Source organism: Bradyrhizobium diazoefficiens (assembly GCF_016612535.1).
Classification (GTDB): domain Bacteria; phylum Pseudomonadota; class Alphaproteobacteria; order Rhizobiales; family Xanthobacteraceae; genus Bradyrhizobium; species Bradyrhizobium diazoefficiens_C.
On the sequence record NZ_JAENXS010000001.1, the window covers coordinates 432,741 to 451,619 of the forward strand.

Genomic DNA, 18,879 nt, shown 5'->3' on the forward strand with positions numbered 1-18,879 from the left:
CGAAGGTCGAGCATTCGTGACAAAAGACCAGCAGCCCAAGCGCAAGCCGGAGAATTGCGCCTTCGTCATTTTCGGTGCCACCGGTGATCTCACGCACCGGCTCGTGATCCCGTCGCTTTACAATCTTGCCGCAGAACATTTGCTCCCGGAGAAGTTTTGCGTCGTCGGTGTGGGCCGCAACGCCATGTCGGACGACGAGCTCCGCGACAGTCTGATGAAAGGGCTGCGCGAATTCGCGACTCGTCCCGTGGACGATGATATCGCGAAGAAACTCCTGGAGCGCGTGAGCTTCGTCGAAGCCGATGCGAACGACCCGCCGTCATTCGACCGACTGCACGCGCATCTCGACACCCTGGAATGTGCGCAGGACACCGGCGGCAATCGCCTGTTTTATCTGGCGACCCCGCCCGCTGCGTTCGCACCGACCGCGCGCGAACTCGGCCGCACCGGCATGATGAAGGAGAACGGCGTCTGGCGGCGGCTGGTGATCGAAAAGCCGTTCGGCACTGATCTCGCCTCGGCGCGCGCGCTCAACGCCGAACTCCTGAAGATTATGGACGAGCACCAGATCTACCGGATTGATCATTACCTCGGCAAGGAGACGGTGCAGAACATTCTGGTGCTACGCTTCGCCAACGGCATGTTCGAGCCGATCTGGAATCGCAACCACATCGACCATATCCAGATCACGGTGGAGGAGAAGCTCGGCGTCGGCCATCGCGGCGGCTTCTACGATGCCACCGGAGCGCTGCGCGACATGGTGCCGAACCATCTGTTCCAGTTGATGTCGCTGGTCGCGATGGAGCCACCCGCGCGTTTCGACGCGCACTCCGTGCGCTCCGAGAAGGCCGAAGTCCTCGCCGCGGTCCAGCAACCCAATGAAGAGGAAGCGCTGAGAAACTCGGTGCGCGCGCAATATCTTGCGGGCCGGATCGGCGACGACGAAATCCCGGACTACCGCAAGACCGAGGACGTCAAGGCGGGCAGCACCACAGAGACCTTTGTCGCGCTCAAATTGATGATCGACAATTGGCGGTGGGCCGGCGTACCGTTCTATTTGCGCACCGGCAAGGCACTGGGGCACAAGCGCACCGAGGTCGCAATCAAGTTCAAGCAGGCACCGCTGTCGATGTTCAACGGCACGACCGTTGACCGTCTCTCGCAAAACTTCCTCACCATCGGCATCGCGCCGACCGAGACCATCGAGCTTCAGTTCAACGCCAAGATCCCGGGACCGAGCATCACCATCGACGGCGTCGAGATGAAGTTCAAGTACGGAGACTATTTCCGCGCCGATCCCTCCACCGGCTACGAGACGCTGATCTACGACTGCATGATCGGCGACAACATCCTGTTCCAGCGCGCCGACGGCATCGAGGCCGGATGGGAGGCGGTGCAGCCGTTCCTCGATGCGTGGAAGAACGCGGGCACCAACGGCATCGAGACCTATAAGGCCGGCAGCGACGGCCCGGCCTGCGCCGACGAACTGCTGCGGCGCGACGGCCGCAGCTGGCGGAAGTTTTCGTGATGGCCGCCGCCGACCAGCCCAAGCTGATCGTCGTCGCCGATGCCGATACCCTCGCCCAGGCCGCCGCCGAACGGGTGATGGCACGGATTGCAGCCCATCCCGGTCGGATCGCTATCTGCCTCACCGGCGGATCGAGCCCGAAGAAGCTGTATCAGCTGCTCGGCAGCGACGCCTGGCGCGGCAAGATCCCGTGGGATCGCGTGCACTGGTTCATTGGCGACGAGCGTTTTGTCGCCGAGAGCGATCCCCTCAACAACATGGCGGTCGCGCGCGCCACGTTTCTCGACCGCAACGCGCCCGCCGACCATATCCATCCGATTCCGACGGCGGCCGAAAATCCCGATGCCAGTGCCGCGGCCTATGCGCGCGAGCTGCAGTCCTTCTACGGCGCCGAAAGCCTCGATCCAGCGCGACCGCTGTTCGACATGGTCCTGATGGGCGTGGGCCCGGACGGCCACACCGCTTCGCTGTTTCCCGGCTACCCCGAGATCAATGAGACCGAGCGCTGGGTCGTCGGCGTGCCCAAGGCCAATGTCGCCCCGTTCGTGCCGCGGATCTCGCTGACGCTGCCCGCTTTGGCGTCCTGCCGCGAAATGCTGTTCGAGATTGCGGGCCACGACAAGCAACCGATCTTGACGCGCCTCCTTAATGGCGAGACTCTGCCGGCCGTACGCGCGCGCTCGAATGGTGAGACCGTCTGGCTGGTCGACCAGGCCGCGCTTCCGGAGGGAATTCGTGGCGGGCGTTAAAGCACCTTGTGCGTTGATCGTGATGGGCGTATCGGGCTCGGGCAAGAGCACAATTGCGGAACTACTCGGAAAGCGCCTCGGCTGGCGATTCGAGGACGGCGACAGCTTTCACCCCGCCAGCAATGTCGCGAAAATGAAGGCCGGCCACCCGCTCACCGACGAGGACCGCTGGCCCTGGCTCAACGCCATCGCCGACGAAATCGCGCGGACCTGCGACAAGGGCGAGCAAATCATCATCGCCTGCTCGGCGTTGAAGCACACCTATCGCGACGTGCTGCTGCGCGGACGCGATGACGTGCGCTTCGTGTTCCTGAAGGGCACGCAAGAGCTGATCGCCGACCGGCTCGCACACCGCAAGGGCCATTTCATGCCGCCCGGGCTCCTGACCAGCCAGTTCAACACGCTGGAGCCGCCGGAGGCAAGCGAGCATGTCATCACGGCTTCGATCGACGAGACCGTCGAGGCGATCGTGGACGGCATCGTGCGGCAGCTCAAAATCGACGGCGGGACAAGCAAGGCCATCACATGACGAAAATCTCACTGGTCGTCTCCGACGTCGACGGCACGCTGCTGACCAAGGACAAGACGCTGACCGAACGCGCGAGGTCCGCAGTGCAGCGGCTGCACCAGGCCGGCATCGGCTTCACCATCACCTCCAGCCGCCCCGCCATCGGCATGCGCTTCCTGATCGAGCCGCTGGCGCTGTGGCTGCCGGTCGGCCCGTTCAACGGCTCCTCGATCATCGACCCCGAGATGAGGCCGGTCGAGCAGCATCTGATTCCCAAAAGCGCGGCCGAGCGGTCCTTGCAGATCCTCCGCGACTACGGCGCCGACGTCTGGCTGTTCACCGCCGACAAATGGCTGATTGACAACCCCAACGGCAGCTACGTCGCGCACGAGCAGCACACGATCCGCTCCGATCCCACCATCGTGACCGATTTCTCGCCGTATCTTGCGAGCGCCTGTAAGATCGTCGGCGCCAGCGCCGATGCGGCGGGCCTCGAGGCTTGCGAAAAGGCGATGCAGGAAGCGCTCGGCAGCGAGGCGACCGCGGTCCGCTCGCAGACCTATTATCTCGACATCACCCCGCCCGGCTTCAACAAGGGCACGTTCGTGCAGGCCATGGCCAAGCGCCTCGGCATTTCCACCGATGCCGTCGCCACCATCGGCGACATGCAGAATGATCTCGCGATGTTCCGCGTCAGCGGCACCTCGATCGCCATGGGCAATGCCACCGACAGCGTCAAGGACCTGGCCACCCACGTCACCGCGACCAACGAGCAGGACGGGTTTGCGGAAGCGATAGAGATGATCTTGAAGCGGAACGGGGTCGCTTAAGTTACTGCTTCGACCGCTGCATCGCCGGCTTCTCGCTCGCGTGCCGCGCCGCCGAGAGATTGTGCGCGGTGTTGATCAGCGCGATGTGGGTCAGCGCCTGTGGGAAATTTCCGGTCTGGCGGCGCGCGACGGAATCATATTCCTCGGCCAATAGTCCGACATCGTTCGCGAGCGCCGCGATACGATCGAACAGCGCCTGCGCCTTGTCGAGATTGCCAGAGAGCACGTAGGCGTCGGCCAGCCACAAGGTGCAGGCCAGAAATGCGCCCTCGATCGGCTGCTTCTCCTCGGAAATCTCGCGGGGATCATGCCGGAGCACGAAGCCGTCGCGCATCATGTGCTTCTCGACGGCTGCGATGGTGCCGCGGATGCGCGGGTCGTGGGCCGGCAGAAAGCCGACCGCCGGCAAAAGCAGCAAGCTGGCATCGCACATTTTTGAACCATAGGACTCGACGAAGGCACCCTCCTCAGGGTCAAAGCCCCTGTGGCAGACGTCACGATGAATGGCGTCGCGGAGCGCGCGCCAATGCAGGAGCGGCGCCTTGAAGCCGAAGGTCTCGGCGCTCTTGATGCCGCGGTCGAAAGCAACCCAAGTCATGACCTTGGAGAAGACGTAGTGCCTGGGCTGCCCGCGGCGCTCCCAGATGCCGTGATCGGGCTGGTCCCAGACCTCGGCGAGATGGCTGAGCACATTGCACTCCATCGCCCAGGTCTCGTCGTCGAGCTTGAGCTTGGCCATACGCGACTGATGGAAGGCGTCGATTAATTCGCCGTAAACGTCGAGCTGGAGCTGCGCATGCGCGGCGTTGCCGACGCGCACGGGCTGCGCACCTTCATAGCCGTCGAGCCAGCCTGCTTCCCATTCCAAGAGCCGCCGCTGGCCCCAGATACCGTACATGATCTGCATGTTGGCGGGCGAACCGGCAGCCGCGCGCAGCAGCCAATTGTGCCAGGCCGAGGCTTCCTCGGTATAGCCCGAGTTCATCAGCGCCAGCAGGGTGAAGGTAGCGTCGCGCAGCCAGCAGAAGCGGTAGTCCCAATTCCTGGCGCCGCCAAGTTTTTCCGGCAATGAAGTGGTGGGCGCGGCGACAATGCCGCCGGTCGGAGCGAAGGTCAGGGCCTTCAGTGTGATCAGCGAACGCAGGATGAGATCGTGATACTCGCCGTCGCGCGTGCACCGGCTGCACCATTCCTTCCAGAATGCCTCGGTCTCCTGGAGCGCAACCTCCGGATCGATCGGTTCAGGCGGATGGAGATGCGAGGGACCATAGGTCAGCACGAACGGCACGGTCTCGCCGGCCGTCACCTCGAATTCGGAGACTGTCGTGAGATCTTCGCCGCGGATCTTGGCGGGCGTCCGCAGCACCGTCATGTCCTGGCCGGCGATCGCCAGCAGCGATCCATCCTCGCAACGGCGCACCCAGGGCACGTCGACGCCGAAACCAAAGCGGATGATGAGCTCCATCCGCATCTTCACCGAACCACTGATACCTCGGACCAGCCGCACGATGTCGGACGCCTTGCCCCGCGGCGGCATGAAGTCGATCAGCACAACGGTACCGCCCTTCGTCTCGAAGCGCGTCTCGAGGATCAGGGTGTTGCCGAGATAGCAGCGGGACGTTGCCGTGATGTCTTCGTTCGGCGCGATCAGCCAGCGGCCGTTCTTGTGGGTGCCGAGGATGGCGGCAAAGCAGGCGTCGGAATCGAAGGCCGGCCAGCACAGCCAGTCGATCGAGCCGTTGCGCCCGACTAGCGCTGCGGTCTCGCAGTCGCCGATCAAAGCATAGTCTTCGATCTTCTCTGACAATGTTTCGCGAGCCTGGAGACGTTTTGCGAGCCTGAAAACCTTCGGCCGTTCAACTCCCGCCCGCCATGGAACGTTCCCGCGTCGCGGCCTTCAAAGCCTTAAGATCGACCTTGGACGCGATCTTGTCGAGCGTAACCGGCAGGCGCTGGCGCCAGTTCGGATGCTCGTCGATCGTGCCGGGAATGTTGGGCTGGTCGATTACGCCGAGCAGGTCTTCCAGCGACACCGCCAGCAGCCGCGACGGCGTGCGCGACAGGAAGCCAAGCACCGAATAGAGGTCGTTGGTATTGATGCCGTTCTGGCGCAAAATCTCGTCGAGCTGGCCGAGCGCATCCCAGCGCGCCTGATCGTCCTCGCCGGGATCGAGCCCGAGCGACAGCTTCATCCTGAGATCGCTGAAGGAGCGCCAGCCGGCATAGGTGCAGAGATCATGCGTGTTCAGCGTCACCAGCGCATTGGGCCGGTAATGGTCGATGTTGCGAAAATGGCCGGCATCGTCCCGCTCGAACATCATGACAAGATAGGACCAGATGCCGAAATCCTGCATGGTCTCGCGAAAACCTTCCGGCACGGTGCCGAGGTCTTCGCCGATCACGATGCATTGATGGGTGACGCTCTCGCGGACGACCGCAGCCAGCAGCGCCTCGAGCGGCATCTGCACATAGGCGCCGTTGTCGGGCTTGAAGCCGCGCGGCACCAGATAAAGCCGCTTCAGCCCCAGCACGTGATCGAGCCGGATCGCACCGGCATGCCGCATCGAGGCGGCCAGCATGTTGGCGAACGGCACGAAAGATTGCGCCTCGAGACCGCCCGCATTGAAGCCGGCCAGGCCCCAATCCTGGCCAACGGTGTTGAGCACGTCGGGCGGCGCGCCGACCGCAAGGTGGCGGGAAATCGCCGTCTGCTCGTTCCAGGCGTCGAAGCCGTTGGACTGGACGCCGACGGCGACGTCGAGATAGAGCCCGACCCGCATGCCGAGCTCGGAGGCAAGCTCCTTGGCCGCGCGCAACTGCAAATCCGCAGTCCATTGCACGAATTCGACGAACTCGACCTCGCGTTTGTCTCGACCGTTGCGCAAGCCCGCGCATTTGGTCTCGTCCGGTTGCTGCCATTCTACCGGCCATTCCCACCACGGCCCGTTGAAATGATGCCGCAGCACCTCGAAACAGGCAAAGCGGGACAACAACGGCGCCCGGTCCGCGCGGAAGGCATCGAACTGATTGCGGCGGACACCGCTCGCGCTTTTCACGAAGCTGTCAAATGCCGCGCGCAAGCCCAGCCATTTCAGCGCCGCCATGTCCACGTAGGGCACGCGATCGCCTTCACGAAGCCGCGCGGCGGTTGCCGCAGCATCGGGGACGAGATCGGCCGAAAACTCCGGGATCGCCTCGACGTCGATATAGAGCGGGTTGAGAAACAGCCGGCTGTTCGGCGAATACGGGCTGCAATCGCCCGGCTGGTTGTCGAACAGCACATGCAGCGGATTGAGCCCGACGCCATCGGCACCCAATTGCTTGGCGAGCCTGACCAGGCCGGCCAGGTCGGTGAAATCGCCGATGCCCCAATTGCGGTCGGAGCGGACGCTGTAGAGCTGCACGGCCAACAGCCAGCCGCGGTCGAAATCGCCGCCGAAGGCCCGCTCCGGTGCCACAATCATCGGCACCTCTTCCGACACGCCCTTGGAATCTGTCAGCGTCAGCCGGTGATAACCAAGCGGCAGGCCGGCGGGCCAGGCGATCACAGGTTCGCGGGTCTCGCCTTGCGCGATCACGTTAGGTTTGCCGCGGATATGGCCGTTGCCAGTGACTTGCCATTGCAGCGGCGCAGCACCGAGGGCCGCCAGTTCGGTGCGCGGATTGCCCAGGGCACGCACCACGACCGGCCCGTTGACGAAACGATAGACTCGCTTCTCCGGCAGGGCATCGAGGATGGATTTGAGCGCCTCGGGCGCGGTGACCCGCAGCTTTCCCAGGGCATCGACGAATTCGGATTGAACGCCCTTGATCCGGGCTTGAGCTAAAAGATCCATTCGGCACGCAGCTTGCAGGCCATCTTCTGGCCGGGGGCATCGATTTTAACGAGGTCGCGGAAGACGTTAGTCAGGGTTAAGTCGCAAACCGCGGCTGCCGTTCCCAAGGGGAACTAATGACACACAAGCGGCTTTCTATATAGGTATCAAGCGTAGGTTCCCGACAAGGGAAACGGGCCCTGCTTTCTTGTCAATGGCATCACCGTGAACAAGACAATTCAAACTGTCGAGAGTGCCGCTGCCGGCAGCGCTTTCCTGATCGAAGACGTCTATCCTTCGGTCGATGGCGGCCGCTTCGCCGTGAAGCGGATCGCGGGCGATCGGGTCGAGGTGTGGGCCGACATCTACCGCGACGGCGACGCCACAATCAGCGCCGCGCTGATCTGGCGTGGCGAACAGGACCGGGAATGGCGGCGCGAACCAATGACCCATCACATTGATGACCGCTGGTCCGGCGCGTTCGTGCCCACCGAGCCCGGCCAATATGTCTATGCCATCGAAGCCTGGACCGACGAATTTGCCACCTGGCGTCACGGGCTCGAACGCAAGCAGCTCTCCGGCGGCGACGTCACGCTCGATGCGATCGAGGGCGCCGGCCTGCTGACCAAGGCGCATGGCGCGCGGCAGGATGCCGCAGCCGTCATCATCAGGCAATGCGAGGACTATCTCGGCAGCGGCGATGTCGCGCCGCTGCTTGCGGCCGAGCTCGGCGAGGCCATGGCCGAAAGCCAGGCGCGGCCCGACCTGACCCGCTCGCCGAACTTCCCGTTGGTCATCGATCGCGACAAGGCGCGCTTCAGTGCCTGGTATCAGATGATGCCGCGTAGCCAAAGCGCAGTGCCGGGCCAGCACGGCACGTTGCGCGACTGTATCGCGCGCGTGCCCGACATCGCGGCGATGGGTTTTGACGTGCTGTATTTCACCCCGATCCACCCGATCGGCCGCACCCGCCGCAAGGGCCGCAACAATGCGCCGGTGGCAACCGAGGGCGATCCCGGCTCGCCCTATGCGATCGGCTCAGCCGAAGGCGGGCATGATGCGCTGCATCCCGAGCTCGGTACCATTGAGGATTTCCGCGCGCTGGTGGCGACCTGCCTCGAATACGGCATCGAGCTCGCGCTCGATTTCGCCGTGCAATGCTCGCCGGATCATCCCTGGCTGACGCAGCACCCGGAATGGTTCAAATGGCGGCCGGACCGGTCGGTGCGAACGGCGGACGGCCCCTATTCAGATATCGTCATCCCCGATTTCGCCTCTGTCGACAGGATCGGGCTGTGGAACGCATTCCGCGACGCTATGCTGTTCTGGATCGACCATGGTGTGACCATTTTCGCAATCGACAATCACGACACGGCGCCGCTTCCGTTCTGGGAGTGGCTGATCCGCGACATTCGCCAGCGGCATCCCGACGTGATCCTGTTCTCGAAGACGTTCGCGCGACCGAAGCTGATGAAGGGGCTCGCGAAGCTCGGCTTTGCGCAGTCCTTCACCTATTTCCCCTGGCGGACGGAGAAGCAGGAGCTGGAGCAATATCTCGGCGAACTCACCCGCTATCCCGCGCGGGACTTCTATCGTCCGAACCTGTTCGTCAACACGCCGGACCTGCTGCCCTATCATCTCCAGAGCGGCGAGGCCTGGGCCTTCAAGTCGCGCGTCGCGCTGGCCGCAATGCTGTCGGGCAATTACGGCCTCTATAGCGGCTTCGAGCTGCTCGAGCACGAGGCTGTCCCCGGCCATGAAGAATATCAGGACTCCGAGAAGTACCAGATCCGGCAGCGCGACTGGGACAAGCCCGGCAACATCAAGCCCTACATTGCCGCGCTCAACCGCATCCGCAACGACAACGCGGCGCTTCAGCAGACGACCAATTTGCGCTCCCTCGGTGTCGATGACGGCGAGACTATCGCCTTCGTGAAAGAGGCGGCTGAACCGGCCAACACGATCGTCGTGGCCATCGCCCTCTCGCGCCATGCGCGCGAATTCTGGTTGCCGCTCGGCGACCTCACCATCCTCGTCGACGGCGAATGCCGCCACGTCACCACACTCGAAAATCTCCTCACCGGCGAGCAGTCCCGCATCGAATGGGGCGGGATCAAATTGCGTATCGATCCCGACCGCGATCCGGCGCTGCTGTTCCGCTGCCTGGCGTAAGGATCACGCCATGAATGTGCTGTCTTCCGTTGATACCAAGAAGGCCGAGGCTGCCGAAATCGTGGATGAGCTCTGGTACAAGGACGCCATCATCTACCAGCTCCACGTCAAGGCCTTTGCCGACAGCAACAATGACGGCATCGGCGATTTCGCCGGCCTGACCGAGAAGCTGCCCTATCTCCAGGACCTCGGCGTCACCGCGCTGTGGCTGCTGCCGTTCTATCCTTCGCCCGGCCGCGACGACGGCTACGACATCGCCGACTACGGCTCGATCAATCCCGATTTCGGGACGATGAAGGACTTCAAGCGCTTCATCCAGGAGGCGCAGAAGCGCGGCCTGCGCGTCATCACCGAGCTCGTCGTCAACCACACCTCCGACCAGCACAATTGGTTCAAGCGTGCGCGGCGCAGCCCGGCGGGCTCGAGCGCCCGCGACTGGTATGTCTGGAGCGACACCGACCAGAAATACCAGGGCACGCGGATCATCTTCACCGATACCGAGAAATCCAACTGGACTTGGGACCCGGAAGCCGGCGCATTCTACTGGCACCGCTTCTTCTCGCACCAGCCGGACCTCAATTTCGACAACCCGCGCGTCGTCAGCGCCCTCATCCAGGTGATGAAACGCTGGCTCGACGCCGGCGTCGACGGTTTCCGGCTCGATGCGATTCCCTATCTCTGCGAACGCGAGGGCACCTCGAACGAGAACCTCCCCGAGACGCATGCGATCATCAAGCGCCTGCGCCAGGAGCTCGATGCCTACGCCAAGGGAAAGTTGCTGTTGGCCGAGGCCAATCAATGGCCGGAGGACGTGCAGGAATATTTCGGCCGCGGCGACGAGTGCCACATGGCCTACCACTTCCCACTGATGCCGCGCATCTATATGGCGATCGCGCAGGAGGATCGTTTTCCGATCACCGACATTTTGCGCCAGACACCGGACATTCCCGCGAGCTGCCAATGGGCGCTGTTCCTGCGCAACCATGACGAGCTGACGCTGGAGATGGTCACCGACGTGGAACGCGACTATCTCTGGACCACTTACGCCAACGATCCGCGCGCGCGCATCAATGTCGGCATCCGCAGGCGTCTTGCGCCGCTGATGGACAATGACCGGCGCAAGATCGAGCTGATGAACTCGCTGCTTTTGTCATTCCCGGGCACGCCGATCATCTATTACGGCGACGAGATCGGCATGGGTGACAACATCTATCTCGGCGACCGCAACGGCGTGCGCACGCCGATGCAATGGAGCCCGGACCGTAATGGCGGCTTCTCCCGCGCCGATCCCGCCCGGCTCTACGCGCCGCCGATCATGGATCCCGTCTATGGCTACGATTCGGTGAATGTCGAGGCGCAGTCGCGCAGCCTGTCCTCGCAACTCAGTGCCACCAAACGGCTGATCTCGGTACGCAAGTCGACGCTCGCCTTCGGCCGCGGCACCATGACCTTCATCCGCCCGGCCAACCGGGCCGTGCTCGCTTACGTCCGGCAATATCACGACGAGGTCATCCTCTGCGTCGCCAACCTCTCGCGCGCGGCGCAGGCGACCGAGCTGGACCTGTCGCCGTGGAAGGACCGCATCCCGCAGGAGATGCTCGGCCGCACGCGCTTCCCGGCGATCGGCGAGCTGCCCTACATGATCACGCTCGGGCCCTACGGCTTCTATTGGTTCCAGCTCACCGAGCGCGACAAGTCCGAGCCGGTGACGCTGCGCGCGGTGCCGGAATTCGAGACGCTGGTGGTCCCGGTCAATTCGACCTGGGTCTCACTCGCCCGCGAGCGCGGCGTGTTCGAGCATGACGTGCTGCCGGGATTCCTGTCGCGCACGCGGTGGTATCCCGAGAACAATCCAAAGCACATCAAGCCCACGCTGACCTCAGCTGTGCCGTTCAGCGATATCGGCGACAACCGGCCCTGGATTGCGTTCTTCGAGACGACGCAGGACGACGTCACGACGCGCTACGTGCTGCCGATGCAGATCGAATGGGTACGCTTCGACCGCGAGCGCTTCAACCCGAAGGCACTTGCTGCCGTGCGCCAGGGCGCGCGCGAAGGCACGCTGCTCGACGTCGCCACGGATCAGATCTTCATCGGGTTGTTCCTGCGCGGCCTGTCGCAAAACCTCGTTGTGGAGGAAAACAATCTCCGACTGGAGTTCAAGGCCACCAGCCGATTCGCCGATTACACCATCAAGGAGCCCGGACGCATCCGTGCGATCGAACAGTCGAACAGCACGGCGCTGGTCGATAACCAGTACGTCGCCAAGATCCATCGCCAGCTCGAAAGCGGCATCAATCCCGAGATCGAGATCGGCCGTTACCTGACCGAGGTCGCCGGCTTTGCCAACGCGCCGGCGCTGCTTGGCAGCGTCGAGCTTGTCGAGGGCAACAGCCACGGCGCGGTCGGCGTTTTGCACGCCTATGTCGAAAATCAGGGCGACGGTTGGGCCGTGACCATCGGCTATCTCGACCGCTACATCGATGAGCAGCGGCTAGGGCCGGTGGGCGAGATGCCGCGGGTCACCCAGGAGCAGGCGCCCTATCTGCACTTCATGGCGCAGACCGGCCGGCGGCTCGCCGAGCTGCATGTGGCGCTCGCCGCAGCAAAGTCCGCCGAACTTGCCCCTGCAACGATTGGTCCTGCGGACGTCAAGCGCTGGGCGTCCGACCTCAAGGGACGGGCCGAGCGGGTCTTCGACCGGCTCACCGACAGCCGGGACGGCCTGCGCGAGGGCGACCGTCCCCTGATCGACCAGTTGGTCGCGGTACGTGCGACCCTTCCGGACCATATCAACGCGCTCTTGCCATCAGACATGAGCGGGTTGAACATCCGTCATCATGGCGACTTCCGCCTAGGGCAAATTCTGATCGTGAAGGACGACATCTTCATCATCGATTTCGACGGCGATCCGCATCTCGCGCTGGCCGACAAGCGGCGCAAGCTACCTGCCGCGCGCGACGTCGCTGGGCTGATCCGATCGATTGATCTTTCGGTTAACGCCGCACTTCACCGGGCGCTCTCAGGGGGCAGCGACGAACAGGGCCGGCTCACGGCCGCGCTCGACGAATGGCGCGAACGCGCCACCGCGACCTTCCTGTCCGCCTATCGCGAGGCCATGACCGACCGGCGGCTCTGGCCGGAGGAGAGGAATTCCGCGGAGAGCATGTTAAGGTTTTTCCTGCTTGATCAAGCGTTCGACGAAGTAGAGTACGAGCTGTCTCACCGGCCGGAGGGGCTTAATGCACCGCTGACCGGTCTGCTTCGCATTCTGTCCAGTGCCGAGAGCGGAGCCCATGCCTAAACTGCCTGCCGAGGCCTATGCGATCATCGAGGGCCGTCACTCCGACCCCTTCCACTATCTCGGGCTGCATCCCGAGGGCGGCAAAAGCGTGGTGCGCGCCTTCCTGCCCGAGGCCACCAATGTCGAGGCGGTCGGCGAGCATGGTGAGGTGGCGAAGCTCGATCGCGTCCACGATTCCGGCCTGTTCATCGGCGCCCTGCCGAACGGCTCTAAGCACTATCAGCTCCGCGCAAAATTCGGCGACAACGTCGTCGAGTTCGAGGACGCCTACCGCTTCCCGCCGATCCTGACCGATTTCGATCTCTATCTGCTCGGTGAAGGTACCCATCAGCGCATCTACGACAAGCTCGGCGCGCATCCGATGCGGCTCGAAGGCATCGACGGCATCGGCTTCGTCGTGCTGGCGCCGAATGCGCGACGCGTGTCCGTGGTCGGTGATTTCAATTTCTGGGACGGGCGGCGTCACCCGATGCGGGTGCGCGGCGCCGGCTATTGGGAATTATTCATCCCGAACGCCAAGGTCGGCGACCACTACAAATTTGAGATCATCGGGCCACACGGCCATCTGCTGCCGCTGAAATCCGACCCGCTGGCCTTTGCCAGCGAGGTTCGGCCGAAGACGGCCTCCATCGTCTTCGACGAGGCGCACCTGCCGCGGCCGCGCCAGGCGCCCGACGGCATCAACGCGCTGTCGGCGCCGATGTCGATCTACGAGGTTCATCTCGGCTCGTGGCGGCGCAAGGGCGACAATGAGTGGCTGACCTATCGCGAGCTCGCCGAGATGCTGCCGGCCTATGCGCGCGACATGGGCTTCACGCACCTCGAATTCCTGCCCGTGAGCGAGCATCCCTTCGACGGCTCGTGGGGCTATCAGCCGACCGGCCTTTATGCGCCGACCAGCCGCTTCGGCTCGCCCGAGGATTTTGCCGCGCTGGTCGATGCCTGCCACCGCGAAGGCATCAGTGTGCTGCTCGACTGGGTGCCCGGTCATTTCCCCGACGATCCGCACGGGCTCGGCAGCTTTGACGGCACCTCGCTCTACGAGCACGCCAATCCGCTCCAGGGCCGCCACCTCGATTGGGGCACGCTGATCTACAATTACGGTCGCACCGAAGTGACCAACTTCCTGGTGTCGAACGCGCTGTTCTGGCTCGAGCGCTACGCCATCGACGGCCTGCGTGTCGACGCGGTCGCCTCCATGCTCTATCTCGACTACAGCCGGCCGCCCGGCGCCTGGATTCCGAACCAGTATGGCGGGCGTGAGAACATCGAGGCCATAAACTTTCTGCGCCGCTTCAACACCGAACTGTTTGCGCGCTTCCCGCAGGCGACCACGGCCGCCGAGGAATCCACCGCATGGCCGCAGGTTTCGCGCCCGGTCGAATTCGGCGGACTCGGGTTCGGCTACAAGTGGAATATGGGCTGGATGCACGACACGCTGAACTACATCAGCAAGGATCCGATCCACCGCAAGCATCATCACGGCGACATCCTGTTCGGCCTGCACTACGCATTCTCCGAGAATTTCATCCTACCGCTGTCGCATGACGAGGTCGTGCATGGCAAACGCTCGATTCTCGGCCGCATGCCCGGCGACGAGTGGCAACGGTTTGCGAACTTGCGCGCCTATTACAGCTTCATGTTCGGTCATCCCGGCAAGAAGCTGCTGTTCATGGGCGCGGAGATTGCCCAGAGCCGCGAATGGAACCACGACCAATCGCTCGACTGGCACCTGCTGGAGTACAAGTATCACTCCGGCATCCAGTCTCTGATCCGCGATCTCAACCGGCTCTACCGCGCCGTCCCCGCGCTGCATCAGATGGATTGCGACCAGGCCGGCTTCGAATGGCTGATCACGGATGACGCCAACCGGAACGTCTTTGCCTGGCTGCGCAAGGGGATCGACGAGCACGCGCGGTGCCTGGTGATCGTCAACTTCTCGCCCAACGTCTACCGCAACTACCGCGTTCGCGTGCCCTTTGCCGGCAAGTGGAAAGAGGTCTTCAATTCGGACTCCGCCCATTATGGCGGCACCAATGTCGGGAACATCGGCGAGGTCCAGGCCGTTGACGGCAAGACGCCTGAGCTGCGCCTCACCATTCCGCCGCTCGCCGCGATCTTCCTCGTTCCGGAAAGCTGACACATGCGCCTGACTGCTGGATCGCCCGCACGCCTCGGTGCAAGCTGGGACGGACGCGGCACCAACTTCGCGCTGTTTTCCGCCAACGCCGAGAAGATCGAGCTGTGCCTGTTCGACAGCCAGGGCCGGCGCGAACTCGAACGCATCGAATTGCCGGAGCGCGCCGAAGATGTCTGGCACGGTTATCTCAACGACGTTTCGCCGGGCCAGCTCTATGGTTATCGCGTGCACGGCCCTTACGAGCCCGAGCACGGCCACCGCTTCAACGCCAACAAATTGCTGCTCGACCCCTACGCCAAGCGGCTCACCGGTCGGCTGGTGTGGAGTGACGCCCATTTCGCCTACCGCACCGGCAGCGCGCGCGAGGATCTGTCCTTCGACCGGCGCGATAACGCGCGCGGCATGCCCAAGGCGGTCGTGGTCGACGAGACCTTCAACTGGGGCCGCCGCGAGATCCGGCCCAACATCCCCTGGGAAGACACCATCATCTACGAAGCCCACATCAAGGGCCTGACGCAGAAGCGCGACGACGTGCCGCCGAATCTGCGCGGCACCTATGGCGGCCTGTCGTCGCCGGCAATGATCGAGCATCTGAAGAGGCTCGGCGTCACCACGGTCGAGCTTCTGCCGATCCATAGCTTCGTCGACGACCGCGTGCTGGTCGAGAAGAAGCTCGCGAACTATTGGGGCTACAACACCCTGTCCTTCTTCGCGCCGGAGCAGCGCTACGCCCAGGACAACGCGCTCGATTCCTTCCGTACCACGGTCGCGCGGCTGCACGATGCCGGCATCGAAGTGATGCTCGACGTCGTCTACAACCATACCGCCGAAGGCAATCACCTCGGCCCGACGCTGTGCTACCGCGGCATCGACAACGCATCCTATTACTGGCTGAACCGCGAGAACCCGCGCTACTATGACGACTTCACCGGCTGCGGCTCGTCGGTGAACCTGACCCATCCACGCATGCTGCAAATGGTGATGGATTCGCTGCGCTACTGGGTCGAAGTCTGCCATGTCGACGGCTTCCGTTTCGATCTCGCCACCACGCTCGCGCGCGGTCCGAACGGTTTTGATCGCGGCAGCTCGTTCCTAACTGCCGTGCGGCAGGATCCCGTGCTGCAGTCCGTCAAGCTCGTCGCCGAGCCCTGGGATCTCGGCCTCGGCGGCTATCAGGTCGGCGCTTTCCCCTCGCAATGGTCGGAGTGGAACGATCGCTATCGCAGCGCCATGCGCCGCTACTGGAGCGGCGAAGGCAGCCTGATCGGCGACATCTCCAGCCGCATGACGGCCTCCTCCGACCTGTTCAACCACGACGGACGGCGGCCGCGCGCCAGCATCAATCACATCACAGTGCATGACGGTTTTACGCTCGCCGATCTCTTCAGCTACAACGAGAAGCACAACGAGGCCAATGGCGAGGACAATCGCGACGGTTCCAACGACAACCACAGCAACAATTGCGGTGTCGAGGGCCCGACCGACGATCCGAATATCCTCAGCCTGCGCCGGCAGCTTCGCAAGAATGTGCTGGCCTGCCTAATGCTGGCCCAAGGCATTCCCCTAATGCTTGCCGGCGACGAGGTCGGCAACTCGCAGTCCGGCAACAACAACGCCTATTGCCAGGACAACGAGGTCGGCTGGATCGGCTGGGACAATCTCGGCAAGGACGGCGACGACATGGTGGATTTCGTCTCCCATCTTGCCGACGTCCGCCGTCGCTTCTCGCAGCTTCGCAGCCATCGCTGGCTCGACGGCCGGCCCAAGGACGGCATCTCCTACGGCGCACTGTGGCTGACGCCTGCCGGCGACGAGATGACGGAGAGCGACTGGACATTTCCGGACGGCCGGTTCCTCTCTTATGTGATGGGGCCGATGGAACCGGGCAGCGCGGCGATCTTTATCGTACTGAACGCCGCCCCCGAAGAGATCGCATTCAAATTGCCAAAAATGCCTGAATACAAGAGCTGGCAGCAGATCCTGAACACCACGGATGCCAAGCTGAACAGCGTTGATTTCCAGCCCGGAAGCGACAGCAAGGCGCCGCCGCGCTCCGTGCTCGCCTTCGCGGGGGCGCTATGAGGCCATCCTTCGGCGCAAGGCCGACGAAGGACGGCGTATCGTTCCGCCTGTGGGCGCCGGCTGCACGGCGCGTCGATCTCTTGCTCGACAGGCGACACGCGATGCAGCGTCGGCAAGATGGCTGGTACGTTACCGAGATTGCCGGCCTACCCATCGGCAGTCCTTACCAGTTCAGGATCGACGACGAGATCGACGTGCCGGATCCGGCATCCGCGTTCCAACCCGAGGATGTGTTCGGCCCGAGCGAGGTGGTCGATCACGATTCCTTCGCGTGGCGTGCGAAAGATTGGCGCGGACGCCCCTGGGAGGAGACAGTGCTGACCGAGACCCATGTCGGCACCTTCACGGGTGAAGGCACGTATCGCGCCATGATCGACAAGCTCGACCATCTCGTCGCGACCGGTATCACCGCGCTGGAATTGATGCCGCTGGCCGATTTCGCCGGACGCCGCGGCTGGGGTTATGACGGCGTGCTGTGGTATGCGCCCGACAGCGCCTATGGTCGCCCTGAAGAGCTGAAGACGTTGATCGACGAAGCGCATCAGCGCGAGCTGATGGTGTTTCTGGACGTCGTCTACAATCACTTCGGCCCCGAGGGAAATTATCTCGGCCGCTACGCACCGACCTTCTTCACCGACGCGCACACGCCTTGGGGCAGCACGATCGACTATCGCGTGCCGCAGGTTCGCGCCTTCGCGGTCGAGAACGCGCTGTCCTGGCTCACCGACTATCGTTTCGACGGGCTGAGGCTTGATGCCGCCAACCACATCATGGCGATTCCCGGCGAGCAGTCGATGCTGCACGACCTCAGCGTCACCACCGGCGAGCTTGCCAAGGCCACCGGGCGGCACATTCATCTGGTGCTGGAGAACGGCGACAACCGCGCGAGCCTGCTCGACGCCGCGCAGGAGCCGCCAAACGGCAAATACCGCGCGCAGTGGAACGACGACTATCACCACGCCTGGCATGTGATGCTGACCGGCGAGCTCGCCGGTTACTATGCCGACTATCAGACGCCGCGCATGGATCTGGCGCGCGCGCTCGCCTCGGGCTTCGTCTATCAAGGTGAGATCTCGGAATTTTGGGGCAAGAAGCCGCGCGGTGAGGCAAGCGGCGAGCTGCCGCCGGCGACCTTCGTTAACTTCCTTCAAAATCACGACCAGATCGGCAACCGGCCGCTGGGTGACCGGCTCGAGAGCCTGGCACCGCCCAAACAGATCGAGGTCGCGCTGGCGGTGACGCTACTTGCGCCGATGGTGCCGATGCTGTTTCAGGGGGAGGAATGGGGCTCGACGGTGCCCTTCCCGTTCTTCTGCGACTTCCGGGGCGGGCTGGCCGATGCTGTGCGCAAGGGGCGCAAGCAGGAATATGCCTGGGCCTACGAGAAATACGGCGACGAGGTGCCCGACCCGCTGGATCCGGCAACGTTGCAATCGGCCGTGCTCGACTGGAGCGGCCACACGCCGGAGCAGGAGGCGCGGCTGGCGCTGGTGCGGGAGCTGCTTTCACTTCGCCGCAAGGAGATCGCACCGCGACTGAAGGGCGCGAGCTTCGGCGACGCCGAGGCCACTGACAACGGCCTGCTGACCGCGCATTGGCGCTTGGGCGATGGCACGACGCTACGTCTGGCAGCCAATCTGTCGGGCAGCGAAATCACGCCGTCCAGGAGCCATGCGGGCACGCCGATCTGGGGCGGCGCAAGCGGCGACCGGCTTCCGCCCTGGTCGGTGGTCTGGCATCTCGGAGGTTGA

Annotated in this window: 11 protein-coding genes; 9 read left to right on the top strand and 2 right to left on the bottom strand. The window is 63.6% G+C overall.

The window, feature by feature from the left end:
• Positions 1-16 precede the first annotated feature (16 nt).
• The 4 genes from zwf to JJE66_RS02075 are packed head-to-tail and all read left to right on the top strand — an operon-like array spanning position 17 to position 3,615.
• Entirely contained in the window at positions 17-1,528 is a 1,512-nt protein-coding gene (gene zwf, locus JJE66_RS02060; protein WP_200512471.1) for a glucose-6-phosphate dehydrogenase, read from the top strand.
• Complete coding sequence (gene pgl, locus JJE66_RS02065; RefSeq protein ID WP_200512472.1) at positions 1,528-2,277, top strand: 6-phosphogluconolactonase; 750 nt, start codon at positions 1,528-1,530, stop codon at positions 2,275-2,277. Before zwf ends, pgl begins: the two co-directional genes overlap by 1 nt.
• Positions 2,264-2,806 carry a gluconokinase gene (locus JJE66_RS02070; protein ID WP_200512473.1) on the top strand — a complete coding sequence of 181 codons (543 nt, stop codon included), beginning with the start codon at positions 2,264-2,266 and terminating at the stop codon, positions 2,804-2,806. The genes pgl and JJE66_RS02070 overlap by 14 nt, the downstream gene beginning before the upstream one ends.
• On the top strand, positions 2,803-3,615 hold the full coding sequence (locus JJE66_RS02075; protein ID WP_200512474.1) for an HAD family hydrolase: 813 nt from the start codon (positions 2,803-2,805) through the stop codon (positions 3,613-3,615). The genes JJE66_RS02070 and JJE66_RS02075 overlap by 4 nt, the downstream gene beginning before the upstream one ends.
• 1 nt (position 3,616) lies before the next feature.
• Here the strand turns inward: JJE66_RS02075 and JJE66_RS02080 are convergent, their stop codons facing one another.
• Positions 3,617-5,422, bottom strand: coding sequence for a glycoside hydrolase family 15 protein (locus tag JJE66_RS02080; RefSeq protein ID WP_200512475.1), 1,806 nt, complete (start codon positions 5,420-5,422; stop codon positions 3,617-3,619).
• 49 nt (positions 5,423-5,471) lie between these two features.
• On the bottom strand, positions 5,472-7,451 hold the full coding sequence (malQ, locus tag JJE66_RS02085; RefSeq protein WP_200512476.1) for a 4-alpha-glucanotransferase: 1,980 nt from the start codon (positions 7,449-7,451) through the stop codon (positions 5,472-5,474).
• 204 nt (positions 7,452-7,655) lie between these two features.
• On the opposite strand from malQ, the gene JJE66_RS02090 reads away from it, so the two are divergent.
• From JJE66_RS02090 to treZ, 5 genes are read left to right on the top strand one after another with little or no spacing between them, the layout of a single operon-like run.
• Complete coding sequence (locus JJE66_RS02090; RefSeq protein ID WP_200512477.1) at positions 7,656-9,602, top strand: maltotransferase domain-containing protein; 1,947 nt, start codon at positions 7,656-7,658, stop codon at positions 9,600-9,602.
• A 10-nt stretch (positions 9,603-9,612) separates the two neighbouring features.
• Entirely contained in the window at positions 9,613-12,906 is a 3,294-nt protein-coding gene (treS, locus tag JJE66_RS02095; RefSeq protein ID WP_200512478.1) for a maltose alpha-D-glucosyltransferase, read from the top strand.
• A complete protein-coding gene (glgB, locus tag JJE66_RS02100) occupies positions 12,899-15,046 on the top strand; it encodes a 1,4-alpha-glucan branching protein GlgB (protein WP_200512479.1) in 2,148 nt (715 codons plus the stop codon). The genes treS and glgB overlap by 8 nt, the downstream gene beginning before the upstream one ends.
• Positions 15,047-15,049: 3 nt before the next feature.
• On the top strand, positions 15,050-17,128 hold the full coding sequence (gene glgX / locus JJE66_RS02105; protein WP_200512480.1) for a glycogen debranching protein GlgX: 2,079 nt from the start codon (positions 15,050-15,052) through the stop codon (positions 17,126-17,128).
• Entirely contained in the window at positions 17,125-18,879 is a 1,755-nt protein-coding gene (gene treZ, locus JJE66_RS02110) for a malto-oligosyltrehalose trehalohydrolase (protein WP_200512481.1), read from the top strand. Before glgX ends, treZ begins: the two co-directional genes overlap by 4 nt.